Source organism: uncultured Winogradskyella sp. (genome assembly GCF_947498345.1).
Taxonomy (GTDB): Bacteria; Bacteroidota; Bacteroidia; order Flavobacteriales; family Flavobacteriaceae; genus Winogradskyella.
Window position 1 is genome coordinate 206,860 of the sequence record NZ_CANMJY010000006.1, and the last position, 16,196, is coordinate 223,055.

13 protein-coding genes and 1 tRNA gene are annotated in these 16,196 nt (G+C 33.1%); 4 read left to right on the forward strand and 10 right to left on the reverse strand.

Annotated elements, in window-relative coordinates; all coding sequences use genetic code 11:
- Nucleotides 1-2: 2 nt before the first annotated feature.
- Nucleotides 3-362, reverse strand: coding sequence for a BlaI/MecI/CopY family transcriptional regulator (locus Q0912_RS09855; protein ID WP_299114562.1), 360 nt, complete (start codon nucleotides 360-362; stop codon nucleotides 3-5).
- Nucleotides 363-469: 107 nt separating this feature from the next.
- On the opposite strand from Q0912_RS09855, the gene Q0912_RS09860 reads away from it, so the two are divergent.
- On the forward strand, nucleotides 470-967 hold the full coding sequence (locus Q0912_RS09860; protein ID WP_299114563.1) for a DUF456 domain-containing protein: 498 nt from the start codon (nucleotides 470-472) through the stop codon (nucleotides 965-967).
- A gap of 237 nt (nucleotides 968-1,204) precedes the next feature.
- On the opposite strand, the gene Q0912_RS09865 is transcribed toward Q0912_RS09860, so the two are convergent.
- From Q0912_RS09865 to trxA, 7 genes are all read right to left on the reverse strand, one after another.
- The gene (locus Q0912_RS09865; protein WP_299114564.1) at nucleotides 1,205-1,873 is read right to left on the reverse strand and encodes a response regulator; all 669 of its coding nucleotides are present in this window, start codon (nucleotides 1,871-1,873) and stop codon (nucleotides 1,205-1,207) included.
- Between the two features lie 85 nt (nucleotides 1,874-1,958).
- Nucleotides 1,959-3,989 (reverse strand): tetratricopeptide repeat-containing sensor histidine kinase, encoded by a 2,031-nt coding sequence (locus Q0912_RS09870; protein WP_299114565.1) that lies wholly within the window; start codon nucleotides 3,987-3,989, stop codon nucleotides 1,959-1,961.
- Between the two features lie 105 nt (nucleotides 3,990-4,094).
- Nucleotides 4,095-4,262, reverse strand: coding sequence for a hypothetical protein (locus Q0912_RS09875; protein WP_299114566.1), 168 nt, complete (start codon nucleotides 4,260-4,262; stop codon nucleotides 4,095-4,097).
- A 526-nt stretch (nucleotides 4,263-4,788) separates the two neighbouring features.
- Nucleotides 4,789-4,862, reverse strand: a tRNA-Asp gene (locus Q0912_RS09880).
- 105 nt (nucleotides 4,863-4,967) lie between these two features.
- On the reverse strand, nucleotides 4,968-7,727 hold the full coding sequence (locus tag Q0912_RS09885; protein WP_299114567.1) for a T9SS type B sorting domain-containing protein: 2,760 nt from the start codon (nucleotides 7,725-7,727) through the stop codon (nucleotides 4,968-4,970).
- A 201-nt stretch (nucleotides 7,728-7,928) separates the two neighbouring features.
- On the reverse strand, nucleotides 7,929-8,858 hold the full coding sequence (locus Q0912_RS09890) for a DUF58 domain-containing protein (RefSeq protein ID WP_299114568.1): 930 nt from the start codon (nucleotides 8,856-8,858) through the stop codon (nucleotides 7,929-7,931).
- A 69-nt stretch (nucleotides 8,859-8,927) separates the two neighbouring features.
- On the reverse strand, nucleotides 8,928-9,245 hold the full coding sequence (gene trxA / locus Q0912_RS09895; RefSeq protein ID WP_218545481.1) for a thioredoxin: 318 nt from the start codon (nucleotides 9,243-9,245) through the stop codon (nucleotides 8,928-8,930).
- Nucleotides 9,246-9,553: 308 nt separating this feature from the next.
- Here trxA and Q0912_RS09900 point away from each other — a divergent pair, with 308 nt between their 5' ends.
- Genes Q0912_RS09900 through Q0912_RS09910 form a run of 3 tightly spaced genes read left to right on the forward strand, consistent with a single transcriptional unit; the run spans nucleotide 9,554 to nucleotide 10,734 of the window.
- Complete coding sequence (locus Q0912_RS09900) at nucleotides 9,554-9,985, forward strand: SRPBCC domain-containing protein (RefSeq protein ID WP_299114569.1); 432 nt, start codon at nucleotides 9,554-9,556, stop codon at nucleotides 9,983-9,985.
- Nucleotides 9,975-10,304, forward strand: a complete 330-nt coding sequence (locus Q0912_RS09905) for a metalloregulator ArsR/SmtB family transcription factor (protein ID WP_299114570.1) — start codon at nucleotides 9,975-9,977, stop codon at nucleotides 10,302-10,304. Before Q0912_RS09900 ends, Q0912_RS09905 begins: the two co-directional genes overlap by 11 nt.
- Nucleotides 10,297-10,734 carry an SRPBCC domain-containing protein gene (locus Q0912_RS09910; protein ID WP_299114571.1) on the forward strand — a complete coding sequence of 146 codons (438 nt, stop codon included), beginning with the start codon at nucleotides 10,297-10,299 and terminating at the stop codon, nucleotides 10,732-10,734. The genes Q0912_RS09905 and Q0912_RS09910 overlap by 8 nt, the downstream gene beginning before the upstream one ends.
- 34 nt (nucleotides 10,735-10,768) lie before the next feature.
- Here the strand turns inward: Q0912_RS09910 and Q0912_RS09915 are convergent, their stop codons facing one another.
- Together Q0912_RS09915 and dnaE are read right to left on the reverse strand one after the other, a co-directional pair.
- A complete protein-coding gene (locus Q0912_RS09915; protein ID WP_299114572.1) occupies nucleotides 10,769-11,680 on the reverse strand; it encodes a hypothetical protein in 912 nt (303 codons plus the stop codon).
- Nucleotides 11,681-11,685: 5 nt separating this feature from the next.
- Nucleotides 11,686-16,071, reverse strand: coding sequence for a DNA polymerase III subunit alpha (gene dnaE / locus Q0912_RS09920; protein WP_299114573.1), 4,386 nt, complete (start codon nucleotides 16,069-16,071; stop codon nucleotides 11,686-11,688).
- Nucleotides 16,072-16,196 lie beyond the last annotated feature (125 nt).

Consider the following 16,196-nt stretch of genomic DNA (forward strand, 5'->3'; position numbering starts at 1 on the left):
GATTATTTGTTTTTATTAATCTCAATTAATAAAGTTTCAATATCCTTTACATCAACATTATTCTTTTTTACAAAAAAAGAAACCATACTCTCAAAAGACCCTTGAAAATAATTATCTACTAATTTATTGATGGACTGATTACTATAAGCTTCTTTCTCCACAATCGGAAAATAAATATGACCTTTTCCTTGCTTTTCGTAATCTACAAAGCCTTTAGATTCTAATATCCTAACAATTGTAGAAACTGTATTGTAAGCTGGTTTAGGTTCTGGTAAAATTTTGATTAAAGATTTTACATTAGCTTTTTTCAGCTGCCATAAGGCTTGCATAATCTCCTCTTCTGCTTTTGTGAGTTGTTTCATAATTCAGTATTCAAATATAACTAAATTTTTAGTTTAAACTAAAAATTTAGTTATAAATGTAACAACATCCTACTTTTAGCATCATATAATAAATTTAAACTATTTACATGGAACTATTTTTAGTGCTCCTTGCGCTACTATTAATGTTATTAGGAATTATAGGAAGTTTTTTACCTATTTTACCAGGACCGTTAACCAGTTGGTTAGGTCTTTTAGTATTGCACTTTACTGATGGAGTCGAGTTGAGCAATACTTTTTTAATTAGTACGCTAATCGTCGCTGTATTTATATACGTATTAGACTATATAATTCCTGCTATAGGTACTAAACGTTTTGGTGGTAGTAAAGCTGGTATGATTGGTACCACGCTTGGTCTAATTATTGGTTTGTTCTCCCCAATACCATTTGGAATTATTGTTGGTCCTTTTGTAGGTGCACTGATTGGCGAAATGATTCATCGAAATGACATGAAAAAAGCTTTAAAAGCAGCTTTTGGATCTTTTTTAGGCTTTGTTGCCTCTACGTTTTTAAAATTCATTGTAGCTGTAATTTTCCTTGGTTTTTTTATTGTAAAACTATCAGAGCACAATACCAATTTCTTCTAAAAGAAAAAACCTAGTAACTTTAGATGTTACTAGGTTTAATTTTCTTGCTATTAACTCAACAATTACTTAAGAGGGATTAATTAATTCTTGTTGACTTAGTGTAAAAGTAAATAACTGATTGGACTTTTTGTTGCGGAAAAACCGTAGACTTGTTGCGGAAAAACCGTAGTTTTCAGCATTGAAAGGGGGTTACAGCCTATTTTTTACTTCAATTAATCAGTGTTTTTTTCATTTTTTCTACAGATAACCTTTTTCTCTGGCTTCTTCTAGTAAAGTTTCGTCTTTACCATCTGTAACTGAAAATAATAATTTTAATTGTTTTTTTCGTTTTTCGATAGCACTTGTAGATAACGGAATATACTCGCTTAGGCTTTTGGTTTTTATGCCCTGAGACAATAAATGTAGAATTTTTCTATTAACGTCATCAACATATATCTCGCTCCTAATAGTTTTTTTTACGTAGTTGCTTACTGTACTACTATAATAGGGAGGATATCTTAAAATTTGCTGAAATGCATCAGCCAATTCCATAGACGTCAAATCACTTTTGATTAGAAATCCATCTGGGTTTATTTCTTTAATAATATTATGAATGCGAAACGATTCATTAAACATGGTAAGGATTATAATCTTAGCATCTGGCAACACTTTCTTTGCTAAAAGTGCCAGGTCCTCACCAGAGGCGTATCTCCCATCTTCAGAAGGCGGTAAGCTAATATCAAAAAAACACACATCGTAAGGAGTATCCTTAGAAGCTCTATTAATCATTAATTGTGCTGTATCACAATTATTAGCTGTGTCAATTAGCAAGGTTTGGTCGTCTTCTTTTGTTGCCATTAATACATTTTGGTAGCCCTCTATAATTATTGGGTGATCATCTACCATTAAAATGTTAATATGTTTCATCTGTTTTTATATTCAAAATGTTAGGGGACAGATGCAATTCGTCATTAGTTATCTACTAAAAACTTAAGATATATTATGACGCATTTCATGTCGATTGGTTTATGTAGGGAATCTTAACATTAACAATTGTACCATTACCAGATTGAGAGGTAAAGGTGATTTTTCCATTAATGTCCTCAACGCGAGACGTCATGTTTTTTAAACCAATGCCTTTTTTGCTTTTCGATGTGTCAAATCCCTCTCCATCATCGATGATGTCTAAGCAAATTACACTTTTTTCTAATGAAATACTAATTTTTATAGCTTTAGCATTGGCATGTTTGTAAATATTTTGCATGGATTCTTGTATAATCCTGTAGATATTAATTTTAGTTTTATTGGGTACAATATCCCAACTGATATCATCTGTATAATCAAAATCATATTTTAACCCATAAGCTTGGGTCTGGTTTTCAATAAGTTCTGAAACAATATCCATAAAACCTGTACCTGAGACAAAGTCTGTATTTAACTCATGAGAAATTTTACGAATATCTTCTTCTATAGTTTTAAGCTGACCAATATAATTTGCTCTGGTCATCATAGCCTCCTTCCCATCTTTAAAATTGATACTATCCAGACTTAAGCGTGTCCCGAAAAGGCGACCCAAAACACCATCATGCAATTCTTCTGAGATACGTTTCTTTTCTTGAGTTCTGGCTTCATCTACTTTGTCTTGTTGCCCTAGCATTAAGTTATAGATATCTTCGTTAGCTTTTTGCTGTACTTGTATGAGTTTTAACTTTCTGTTTTTGGCACGTTGAGAAATTACCACGTATACAAGAACCGCAGTCAATAATAGACCAACAGATAAAATGGCCAAATAAAAATTCTCCTTAGAGATTTGTTCGTTTTCGGCTTCGAGTTGGTCGGTTTCGTATTTAACTCTGGCAAATTTATTTCCTACTGCTCTTTGCTCAATTTCAAGACTATCAGATATCCTAATATGCTCTCTCAAAAAAGATTTTCCTTTCTCTCCTTCATAAACATGAGATAATGTTAATAAAACATCCATCTTATATTCATTATTAGATATCCTATTAGAAATAGCTAGTGCTTCACTACCATATTTAATTACTAAATCTCTCTTATTATGGCTAAAGTAAAACTTAGCCATTTCTGAAGCCACAGCCATGATTGTGAATTCATCGCTTAATTCCTTAGAAATTTCATATGCTTCTTTGAAGTAATTTTCTACAGTCTTAAACTTATAGTTCCCCGACTCAAATTGTGTTTTAGCTATATTTATAATTATTGCTGGATAAAATGTAGGGTCTTCGTCATCGTATTCAGGTCTCAAAGGCAACAGATCTTCAAATAACTCCAAAGCTTTAGAGTAATTCCCCATAAGCCTATAAATATTAGCTTTATTATTTATTGAAAAAACTTCATTAATAAAACCATCTTCCATGTCTTTTGCATAAGAAATTGATTTTTCGTAATACTCCAGAGCATTGTTATATTCTATAAGTTTTTCTGAATTTATAGCTAATAAATTATATAAACTCCAATATAGATCTAGTCTATCTTCAGACCTCTCCAGACGATTTAAAATTATTATTGCCTTGAACGCATCTTCTTCCGATCCAATATAGGCTCTTTCAAGCTGTTGAATATCCGCTAAGTAGTATAGTGCTTCAGCTTTATTCTCTGAAATCTCTTTTGGCCCATAATATTCAAGTGCTTTAGAATAGAAAAAATATGCACTATCATTTTGTTGATTAAACCGATAATAGGAGCCTAAATTTGAAGACGTAACTGTAATTGCATTTGTATCATTTAACTTTAAAGCTAGCTCATAGTTTTCTCTATTAAGTGGAACATATTTGTCATACTTTTCGTTGAAAAAATAAATTATAGACAAATTTCGCTGAACTCTTAAACTTATAGAGTCAACATTAATATCGTCAGCATATCTTAATGACTTCAAAGCATATTCCAACCTCTTATCTAAATCTAAATTAGTAGTCTTAGAAAGAAAATAGTACTTGCTTATCGAATCTAACTTCGCCTTTGATTGACTAAAGTTTAAACCAGTTGCTATAAAACATAAAAAAATAAATAATAATTGTTTCAAATATCAGTCTTTACTTTATTCAAAAATAGGCAAATCAAAATATATAACAACAAGAATAGCCCATGACTATTATCATGAGCTATCTTATATATAAAATAGATTTATTTAAGCTTGAGACTTAAGCTTAGCTTTTTTCTTATTTACTACAAGCAAATCTTGAGGAGTGTATTCTTTATAAGTCGGTTCATCATTTACAATCTTATCAGATTGCACACCAGAAACAGTTAAGACTAATACTGCAACTAAGGCTAAAGTAATTTTTAGGGTTTTCATAAGTATCAATTTAGGGTTTATTAAATAGTCAATATTAAACTTGTGTAACGATAATCGTTACGTTGAGGGAAGGGAATGGATAATTAACTATTCTAGGGTTTTACCTAAAATTGTACTAAAATAAAAACGAGGGATGTTTTAGTAGACAACTCGTGCCTGATAGTAAAATGGATTAAAATTTTCCTTGATAAGTGATTTGAGGACTTAAGAAGGTCTACAAATATAGAGTTATTCACTTCTAATGAAGAAATATCGTCGATTAAATGACGTTTTTAATCGATTAAATGCTTATTTACGTTTAATAATACACTAAAATCACATTAAACCTACTTAGATAACTTCTATAAATTTAGTCTCAAAACAAAAAAGCATCCCGATTTTCTGTAAGGAAAAAAGGAAAGCCTTTCATTGGCAAGTTCTCAAATTAATTGAGAATCTTACTACTACTCCTGGATTGCTCCAGGAACAACACAACGTCTTTATACTAAAAAAGCTCTAATTTCTCAGAGCTTTTAAGCAATTTTTGCGGTCTGGACGGGACTCGAACCCGCGACCCCCTGCGTGACAGGCAGATATTCTAACCAGCTGAACTACCAGACCGTTGCGTAATTGCGAGGGCAAATATACATTGCATTTTTAATTTCGCAAATTTATTTATAGAAAATTTCAACATTATTAGTACTTAAATTTAAAATAAGATTGGAGTTATCTTTTTAAAGTAAAGTGACCTACTTTTTTTACCCCATTTTTAAATTTAACTTCGAACCAATAATCATTAACGGGTAACCTTACACCGTTATATTCTCCATCCCACCTATATCCATTAGTAACATTAAGATCAGCAATAAATTTACCATACCTGTTAAAGATTCTAATGGATTCGTATAATTCTACATCTAGACCCTTAATTGCCCAAAAATCATTAACCCCATCATCATTAGGTGTAAAAAACTTAGGATAGCCTATTAAAAAGATATCTTCATCAATACCTGGTTCGCAACCATTGATGTCTTTAGCGTAAATTGTATATGCTCCAAACGGAACACCATTAAATGTATAATTATTAGAATTTCCGAAAAAATTTATTCCATCAATAGAAAACTCATAACTACTATTACCATCTACACTAACATTTATGGTATTGATATTGGAGCCTTTAATAATCTCGATAGAGCTAAAAGTTGGCGCCTCTACCCTATCTATTGTAAATTCTTTAGAAAGCGAGCACTCAACACCATTTTCATAGATATATGCAATATGCGTATAAGTACCAACTTCTGTTGTGCTAAAATACTGGCTGGTTGATATAATATCATTATTACCATCTAACCATTCGAACCTGTAATTAGAACTAATCCCTGATATTGAAATTGGTTCTTCACCACACAAAGTATATGCATCATCTATCTCTATTAGTGGTTCAGAATTTACGATTAAATCTATGGAGCCTATACCTCCGCAATTTAGATCTTCATCTTCAATTCTTATCCAAATTGTTGTTGATGCCGATTCTATACTTCTTAAGCGATTCTGACGTGTTTGCGCTTCTAAAAATGATGAATGGATGGTAATTAAGCTAGATTCTAATAAACCCAACTCATTGCGCACATTATCTTTAATATCTATGACATTAAAGAAGCCTATTGCATCTCCAGACACGTCATTTGAATCGTCACACACAATAACGTCTGATAAAGTTATAGGCTGAGCAAAAACAGCTCTTACTGTAAAAGAACCTATTGTAGAACAACCCTTTTCATTAATAACCTTAACAAATATTTCTTCATCAGGAACAGTATTAGTATAAGTTTCTGGATTAGGAATTCTATCGACATCTCCCTCAGCATCACTTAGAGTATTGTAAAAAATAAGTTCTTCATCTAAATCTGGGTTTGTAATTTTATCCTTAATGTTAAATAGATTGAAAAGCGAAATTCCATCACTATTATTATCACATTGTATTAATTCTTCATTAGCATTTAAAACAGGTCGCTCGTTTACTAAAATCCTCTTTGAAGTCGTAATTTGACGATTATTAACCGTAATAGTTACTGATACGTTATAACTTCCTGGATCGTCATATATGTAATTTGGGGTAATATCATTAGACGCATTACCATCCCCAAAATCCCATTCCGCTGCGGTAATATCTGCATAGGTGTCAACCTCAAAAAGAATTGGGTCATCTTCGCATCCTTCAATATTTAATATCCTTGTTCTAAAGTAAGACTGTATAAAATTGGGCAATCCTCTTCTTGATAATCTTCCATTTAAGTTTACTTCGTTATGAAGATAATTAGCACCAATACCTAACTGACCTGGATTACTTACAACACCTAAAAATTCTGTACCTATACTATTACTTTGTGGTAAAGCTCTATAAATTTTTGAATTTTTTGATAGTTGTAACGCTCCACTGAAAGATGTTCCTTCATCTTCATGTAAGACAATTGAGGGCGTTATAAAGGGATTACCTTCTATGTTATACTGACGTAATATACTTTTGGGGTCACCCTCTACGCCTAATGTTTCAGGGCTCAAGAAACCCTCACGTAGTAGTGAAGCATATAAGTACTTTGAATCATTAGAAAATTCTATGCCATGCACCGAAACAATCTCAAAAAATGCAAAAGCTGTTAGTAATTTTCTTTTATTAGCAACGATACCAGTTTCGTTATCAAAATCGAAAATAAATAAATGATCTTCTATTTCTGTAGGTCTATAATTACTACAAGCTATTCTTTTACCATTTGGAGAAAATTTTAAAATCCCTTCTGGGATGCCTTTAAAAAACAATCCATCAGAACTAACAACTGGACCTTCAATACTGCCATCCATATTTATTTTATATGCATAAAATGACATGTTTTGACTTCCTTCTTCTCTTACTGTAGTCATAATCCAAATTGACCGTCCGTCTGCATGATGCACCGCAGATAACTTACCAATATCTCTACCAGGTCTTATGATTCGTGTATTTTTTTCAATTACACTTCCAAGACCATTATCCTGGTTCATATCAATTTTAGAGAGGTATAAACCTTCGGGGACAACTAAGTTTTCATTACTTCTACCTAAAGTAAAAAGATAATACAAACCGTCGGTATCAGTAATAGGGATAATTATTGAGTTTTGAAGCGCATGTTGATAGCTTTGATAATTTACATTGTTTCCTACATCAGCTGGTGTAAGGTTAGATAAATTACCATTATTCATTTGTTGATGATTTCTGTTCCAAACTTTATCCCCTTCACTATAAAAAAGGAGATCACCTTCTAGATCAGAAATAACAGCAGAACCAGCAGGCGCCAACATAGTACCATCTAACAGTAGTTGAGGATTAGTATTAGGTGTTCCAAAATTAAGACCTGCAAAATTACCAAAGTACCAATTGTCTGTTTCATTATTTTGCGCAAACAGATGACTACTTATAAATGCAATAACAATAAAAAAATATACCTTCATTTTATTGTATGTATAATTTATTTACAAAACAAAACTAGCAGAATAACTCAAAAATTTAGAGATATAGCTTTTTTCAAAGATACTAATAAACCTAATAGTATAATAATATCAATGACATAAGCGGTATAATTAACGTTTATATGGAATTACAGACCACTAAACTATATGTTTTTTGGCCGTTCATATTGAGAATAATTCTACCTACACAAATTTTTGTCGCTCTATCATATAAGTCGTGAGTATGTTATTAAAACCCTTATTAATATCCGTTTCAACATACTTTATTCTATATTGCCCACACTTTAACCTTAGGTTGTTAAAGTAATCTTTAACTGCTTTTTCATAATTATCTTTAACATTATCGGCATACAGGTTAATATATTCACCTGTTTCAATATCTATAAAGCGTTTGGGTCTGTTATCAAAATTAAATTCTAATTCCTTGGCTTTATCAAAAACATGAAATAGCACCACTTCATGCTTATTATGCTTTAAATGTCTGAGAGCTTCAAATAATTTTTCATCATCTTCTGAAGTTTGAAACATATCCGTAAAGACAAAGATTAAAGACCGTCTATGAATCTTCTCTGCAATCTGATGCAAATATCTATAGGTTTCGGTCGTTTTAGAATTAGGTTTTGAAACAACAGATGCGCTCAATTTGTTCAATAACATCTGGTGATGGCGATCACTTCCTTTTTCTGGAGAATAAAAATCATAGGCATCGCTATAAATACTCAACCCAACAGCATCGCGTTGCTTCTTAAGTATGTGCATTAACGATGCAGATGCTAAAGCCGAAAATGCAACTTTGTTAAGGTTATCAATTGTTGTACCTGCAGATTCAGGATAATGCATTGAGCTACTATTATCTAAAATAATATGACAACGAAGATTAGTTTCCTCGTCATAGCGTTTAGTATACAGACGGTCTGTTTTAGCATATAATTTCCAATCTATATGCTTAGTACTTTCGCCTTGGTTATAAATTTTATGCTCGGCAAATTCTGCTGAAAACCCATGAAAGGGACTTTTATGCATCCCGGCAATAAAGCCTTCTACGACTTGCTTAGCTAACAACTCCAGGTTTTTAAAACCTCCTGCTTTATTAAGTTCTAATTGTAAATCCATGAGTTACCGAAACTAAAAAAGGTTTGTCGTATTGACAAACCTTTTATCATTTCTTTTAGAGTAATTAGACTATAAAAGTGCATCGATAGCTTCAGCATAAGCATTTTTAGGCGCTACACCAACTTGACGACCTACAACCTCACCATTTTGAAAAACCAAAACTGTAGGGATGTTTCTTACACCATACTTAGCAGCAAATTCCTGATTAGCATCAACATCCACCTTACCAACTATAGCTTTACCATCGTATTCAGTACTTATTTCATCAATGATAGGTCCAACCATACGACAAGGTCCACACCAAGCGGCCCAAAAATCAACCATTACTGGTTTATCACTCTTTAAAACTGTTTCTTCAAAAGTTGCATCTGTTATTTCTAATGCCATAATATTTATTTTAATGTATTTCACTTCAGTTTAATATGCAATATTAGTCAAAAAAAATGCCAAACCTTACATTGGCAGTATTTGATTTCATTATAATACCATTGTTTAAATACATATACATTTTGGGTGCAACCTAAGGGTCAGGCTGTACGTTATATCTTTTTTGTTTTTTGTTACAAAAAAGATTGCCGCTTCTATCCTTTTGCGCAACATAAAAATAATTATGCAACTTTTTAGTTGCTTATTAAAATTATTTTTATAATTTAGCAACCATATAGTTGCGTATAAATGAATCTAAATCGAACATTATGACAAAAACAATCACAAAAGAAAAGGTATTTCATCATTCCATAGATCAGGTCTGGAATGCCATTACAAAAGCCGAAGAAATCTCAGCATGGTTTATTAAAGCAGATTTTAAGGCAGAAAAAGGGTATAAGTATCTCTTTACATCAGAACCAAATGAAAAAGGATGCACCACCATAAGCGGAACCATAAAGGAAGCTAATCCATATCTGTTAGTTTACACTTGGGTTGTAGCAGATACTAAAGTAGAAACAACTGTTTCGTGGAAATTGGTAACCGTAGAAAATGGCACAAAACTACATCTGGAACACTCTGGCATCGAAAACTATGCTGGTGAAACTGCCATAGAAATGTTTAACAGCTTTAATGGTGGCTGGGACAATTGCATTAACTTACTCATGGACTATTTAAAAGAAGAAGTTAATGCAGAATAATATCAATAAACTATTTAAAGCCATTGCTGATCCTACAAGGCGTGAAATTTTTCACGCCTTAGTGATCGCAACCTCAGCATTATCCATTACTCAAATCTCAAATCAGTTTGACATGAGTAGACAAGGTGTAACCAAGCACATTAAAATATTAAATGATGCTGGTCTTGTACAAATGAGCGAACAAGGTAGAAATCGATTTTGTTATGCCGACCCAAAACCCTTAAAAGAAGTGAATAAATGGATGCAATTCTATTCGCAATTTTGGGATGATTCGCTAAATAATTTAGACAACTACCTTAACGCTAACAAAAATGCTTAACCAACATATAAACATCTCCGATTCGGATTATAAAAAACAGATTAAAGTATCTTCTAATGCTAATCAGGTATTTAGAGCTTTAACAGAAGACATACATCTATGGTGGTCAAATACCAGTAATACTTTTCAAAAAGAAGGCGGACAGTTTACAATTCATTTTGAAAATGGGTATTGGTGGACTTTTAAAATTATAGAGTTTATTCCTAATACAGAGTTAATATGGAAATGTATAGATGGGGAACCCGATTTTAATAAAGAATGGATTGGTCATATTTTACACTGGCAAATTGTTGAAGGCACATCTGAAACGACCATTAATTTTCATCAAGCAGGTTTAACACCAGATATTGAATGTTACGATATTTGCTCTACCACTTGGGATATGTTTATTACTGAGAAATTAAAGTTACATCTTCAAACTTCAGTTTAAATAATAAGTATACTCTAAAACAACTGACCTAACTCTAATAGTATTCTAACTCTCTTTCTGTTATAGTTTTAATAATCCCATCTTTAATATGCGAGCGGGTAATCCAATTATCCCTATCATCATACTCATATTCAAAAACCTCTATATGTTCATTAGAATCTGAATTTAAGATTGTATGAATTTCAGTCTCTATTAGGTCATTAATACTGTAATGATACTTTATATTTTTTTTGTACTTTAATATATTTCCTCTGTAAATGATTTCAGATATCAAGTCCCCTACTTCGTCGTAGCTATATTTCATTCTGCTAGAAATGTATTCCTCAGAAACTTCAACTTCATTAGTCCCTAATATATAAAGTATTTCTTCTATAAGATTACCACTAATATCATATTTGTAATGAGTAATTGAACGCTTATCTCTAACTAAAGAGGTCTCAATCATTTTTATTAGATTACCTTTTTTATCATAATCATAGGTGTATATAATCACTTTCCTTTCGCCTGAGTAGAATTCTTTCTTGATTAAATAATCTGTATCACTATAACTTGATTCTGATAAACTGTGTATACTATTATCTTCATAATATTTAACATGTTTACGCTCCAATCCCCTTGAATTATATGTCCATTCTATTCTATCCTTGATACTTCCCCATTCTATTATTTCACCTTTGTCATTGATTTTAGGAAAATATCGATACCTGAATTTAGGTCTTCCGTTTACATCGTAAATAGTATATGTACCAATATTATTAGAAAAAATACTATCCCTATTTAACTCACTAGTTTCATAATGTCTCTGGTCTACTTCATATATCGTATGCTCTTTTATAGATTTAACACCTTTAGAAACACTAGCTGTATTAATTTTTGATTGACCTTCAATTTCCCAATTGCTGAAGAAAAAAAATGATACTAAAAAAAGTAGAACTGAATTTTTCATTTAACCTAATTCAACTTATACATCACATCCTGTTCTTCAAGCTCGTTTAATAATTCTTGAGAGATCTTAATTTTCTGCTTTCGACTTGGCATGATGAGCTTTAGCTTCTCTGCATTGTCATAAACCAAAAAGTTCAATGAATTATTACCATCATGCATTCTAAATAAATCTTGTAGATTAGAAATCTTATCCGCTTCTAAATCATCAATATTTAATTGAATAGATAACTTTTTGGCATAGGTATCCATAACATCATGCAGTAACTGAAAACTATTAAACTGAATTCTTGGGTCGCCTTTTTTACCTGTATCTCTGTTGACCCAACCTTCTTTTATAAATGCTCTGACATATACAAACGAATTAATTACAAAGAAGTGTCTAAACTTTAAATAATCCTCACCAAAAATTCTAAACTCATAACTGTCTGTATAATCTTCAATAGTGAATAATGCCCAACCTTTACCTTGCTTACTTACACGATGTTGTACATCGGTGACGACTCCTCCAAAAGTAACTTCCCGATTCACAATAGATTCTAAGTCATTAAATACAGAAATGGTTCCGTTACAAAAGGTTTTCATTTCAATCTTAAAATCATCGAGCGGATGACCAGATATATATATACCAACCACTTCTTTTTCGCGAGAGAGTTTTTCCATGGTTCCCCAATCCTCACATGGTGGCACTTGTGGTTCTGCGATTTGCACACCACTAGCTTCGCCAAATAAACTTACCTGAGCAGAATTTTCATTTTCCTGATGCTTAGCACCATATTTCATGGCCTTTTCTAAAAAGGTAATACCATCACCATCATGAGCAAAATATTGCGCACGATGTGTGTCTGTAAAACAATCAAATCCACCTGCATTGGCCAAACCTTCAAACGATTTTTTATTGGCTGCTCTTAAATCTACGCGTTTTGCTAAATCAAAGATGGACTTATAGTTACCATCTTCTTTTCTGTTTTGCACTATTGTTTTCACAGCTCCATGACCAACTCCTTTAATAGCTCCCATACCGAAACGGACCGCGTTATCTTTATTTACAGAGAACTTATAGTAACTTTCATTAACGTCTGGGCCAAGTACAGGTAAACGCATACGTTTACATTCTTCCATAAAGAAAGTCACGGACTTGATATCGTTCATGTTATTAGATAGTACAGCAGCCATATATTCTGCTGGATAATGGGCTTTTAAGTAAGCCGTTTGATAAGCAATCCAAGCATAGCAAGTAGAATGCGATTTATTAAATGCATAGCTCGCAAAAGCTTCCCAATCCTTCCAGATTTTCTCAAGTTTCTCTTTATCCATGCCTTTTGCAGCAGCCTGTTCAATGAACTTAGGTTTCATTTTATCCAAAACCGCTTTTTGCTTCTTACCCATGGCTTTACGCAATACATCAGCTTCACCTTTTGTAAAATCTGCTAACTTTTGAGATAGTAGCATCACTTGCTCTTGATACACCGTAATACCATAAGTTTCCTTGAGATACTCTTCTAATTCAGGTAAATCATAGACAATCTCTTCTTTACCATGCTTACGATTAATGAAACTTGGAATATACTCCATTGGTCCAGGACGATAAAGCGCATTCATAGCAATTAAGTCATCAAAAACTGTTGGCTTAAGATGCTTCATATGCTTCTGCATACCTGGTGATTCGTATTGGAATATCCCAACGGTTTCTCCTCTCTGGAACAACGCATATGTTTCTTCATCATCTAATGGAAAATTCTCAGGGTCGAGCTCAATACCATGTTTAGCCTTTACAATCTTAACAGTATCCTTAATTAGAGTCAAGGTCTTAAGACCCAAGAAGTCCATTTTTAACAATCCTGCACTTTCAACTACTGAGTTGTCAAATTGTGTGACATATAAATCGGAATCTTTTGCAACTGCAACTGGTACATAATTGGTGATGTCACCAGGTGTAATAATGACACCACAAGCATGAATCCCAGTATTACGCACTGAACCTTCTAATATTCTGGCCTGATTAACCGTTTCTGCCTGTAGGTCTTCACCATCAGAAATATTAAGTAATTGGTTAACCTTATCTAATTCTTCCGATCGGAATTTACTCGCTAATTCCTTTTCACTCTTTCCGAAGATCTTTCCAAGCTTAGACATATTCGGAATCAGCTTGGCAATATGGTCGGCTTCATTAAGTGGTAAATCCAATACACGAGCTGTATCTCTAATAGAAGATTTAGCTGCCATGGTTCCATAGGTAATAATCTGAGCTACCTGATTGGCGCCATATTTATCAATAACGTATTGCATAACACGGCCACGCCCTTCATCATCAAAATCGATATCAATATCTGGCATACTCACACGATCTGGATTTAAAAAACGCTCAAAAAGTAAGTCGTACTTAATAGGGTCGATATTGGTAATCCAAAGACAATAGGCAACCACAGAACCTGCTGCCGAACCACGACCTGGCCCAACAGAAACATCCATATTTCGTGCCTCGCGAATAAAATCTTCAACAATTAAAAAGTATCCCGGATAGCCTGTGTTTTCAATAACGCTTAACTCAAAATCGAGACGTTCTTTTATTTCTGGTGTTATATCTCCATAACGTTTTTTAGCGCCTTCGTAAGTAAGATATTTTAAATAGGCATTCTCACCTCGCTTTCCTCCATCGACTTCATCATCTTCATGCTTAAATTCATTAGGAATATCAAAGGCAGGTAATAATACATCACGAGCTAATTCGAAAGGTTCAATCTTATTAACAACTTCTTGAATATTAACTATAGCTTCTGGAATATCTCTAAATAATGCCTTCATCTCTTCTGAAGACTTAAAGTAATACTCTTGGTTTGGCAAACCATAGCGATAACCACGTCCACGACCTATTGGCGTAGCTTGCTTTTCTCCATCTTTCACACACAAAAGAATATCATGTGCATTCGCATTTTCCTGCTCAACATAATAGGTGTTATTTGTAGCTACTAACTTAACATCATGCTTTTTTGCAAATTGAATTAAAACTTGGTTAACACGATTTTCATCTTCCTGATTATGGCGCATTAATTCGATGTACAAGTCGTCTTCAAAAGTCTCTTTCCACCATAGCAAGGCTTCCTCAGCTTGGTTTTCACCTATATTCAACACCTTACTAGGTACTTCGCCATAAAGGTTTCCTGTTAGACAAATAAGGTCTTCCTTATATTGCTCTATAAGTTGTTTGTCAATTCTTGGCACATAGTAAAAACCATCTGTAAATGCAGCAGACGATAGTTTCGCTAAATTGTGATAACCCTTTTTATTCTTCGCTAGGAATACGATTTGATAACCATTATCTTTTCGGGTTTTGTCGGTATGGTTTTCACAAACAAAAAACTCACAACCTATAATCGGTTTTATAAGTTTCCCTTTCTTTTCTTCACCATTTTCTTCGGCCTCTGCATGTTGTGTTTTTATAGCCTTATTATGATTAGAAACCGCACTTACAAAATGAAATGCACCCATCATATTACCATGATCCGTTAAAGCCACAGCAGGCATATTTTCTTTAGCCGCAGCAGCAACTAAATCTTTAATACTAATTGTGGATTGTAGAATTGAAAACTGAGAATGGTTATGTAGATGAACAAAGTCAACATCTGCTAATTGAGAAGCAGCTTCTTTATTCGTTTCTGTTGGAACTACATCCGTTTGCTCCTTTTGAAGTCTTTCGTTAATCTTAGCGCTTTCGCGCTTAAGGTTAATATGTTTTAATCCTATGAGCTGAATCGTATCTGGATTCTCTTCAGAAAATCTCTGAAAGTAATCTGGTTGAACATCGAGCTGTTCTACTGTATACTGTTCTTTTCTAATTAATTCTAGAAAGCAGCGTGTAGTAGCCTCGACATCTGCGGTAGCATTATGTGCTTCAGCAAAAGGTTGGTTGAACAAATATTGATGAAGTTCTGTTAGCGTTGGTAATTTAAATTTACCTCCTCTACCTCCAGGAATTTGACACAAACTGGCAGTATGCTCAGTACAAGTATCTAAGACAGGTAACTCTTGTAATGGGTTAGCAACATCTTCGCGTACAAACTCCGCTCCCATAATATTTAAATCGAACTTTACGTTTTGTCCGACAACAAACTTAGTTTTAGATAGAGCAATATTGAACTTTTCTAAAACTTCAGCTAATGGCACACCTTGTTCTTGTGCTAACTCTGTAGAAATACCATGAATTTTCTCAGCATCATAAGGGATATTGAAACCCTCTGGTTGAATTAAATAATCTTGATGCTCAATACAATTGCCCATAGTGTCGTGCAACTGCCATGCAATCTGTATAGCTCTGGGCCAGTTATCAGTATCAGTAATTGGCGCATCCCAACGCTTAGGTAAACCTGTTGTTTCAGTATCAAATATTAAATACATAAAGTTCTTTTGATGTAAAAAATCGGAACTTTAAAATTAAGAAATAATGATACTCTAATAAACTAAAGTTATAAACAGTTGTAAACAAAAAACGCTACTCTATAAAGTAACGCTTTGTACAAAAT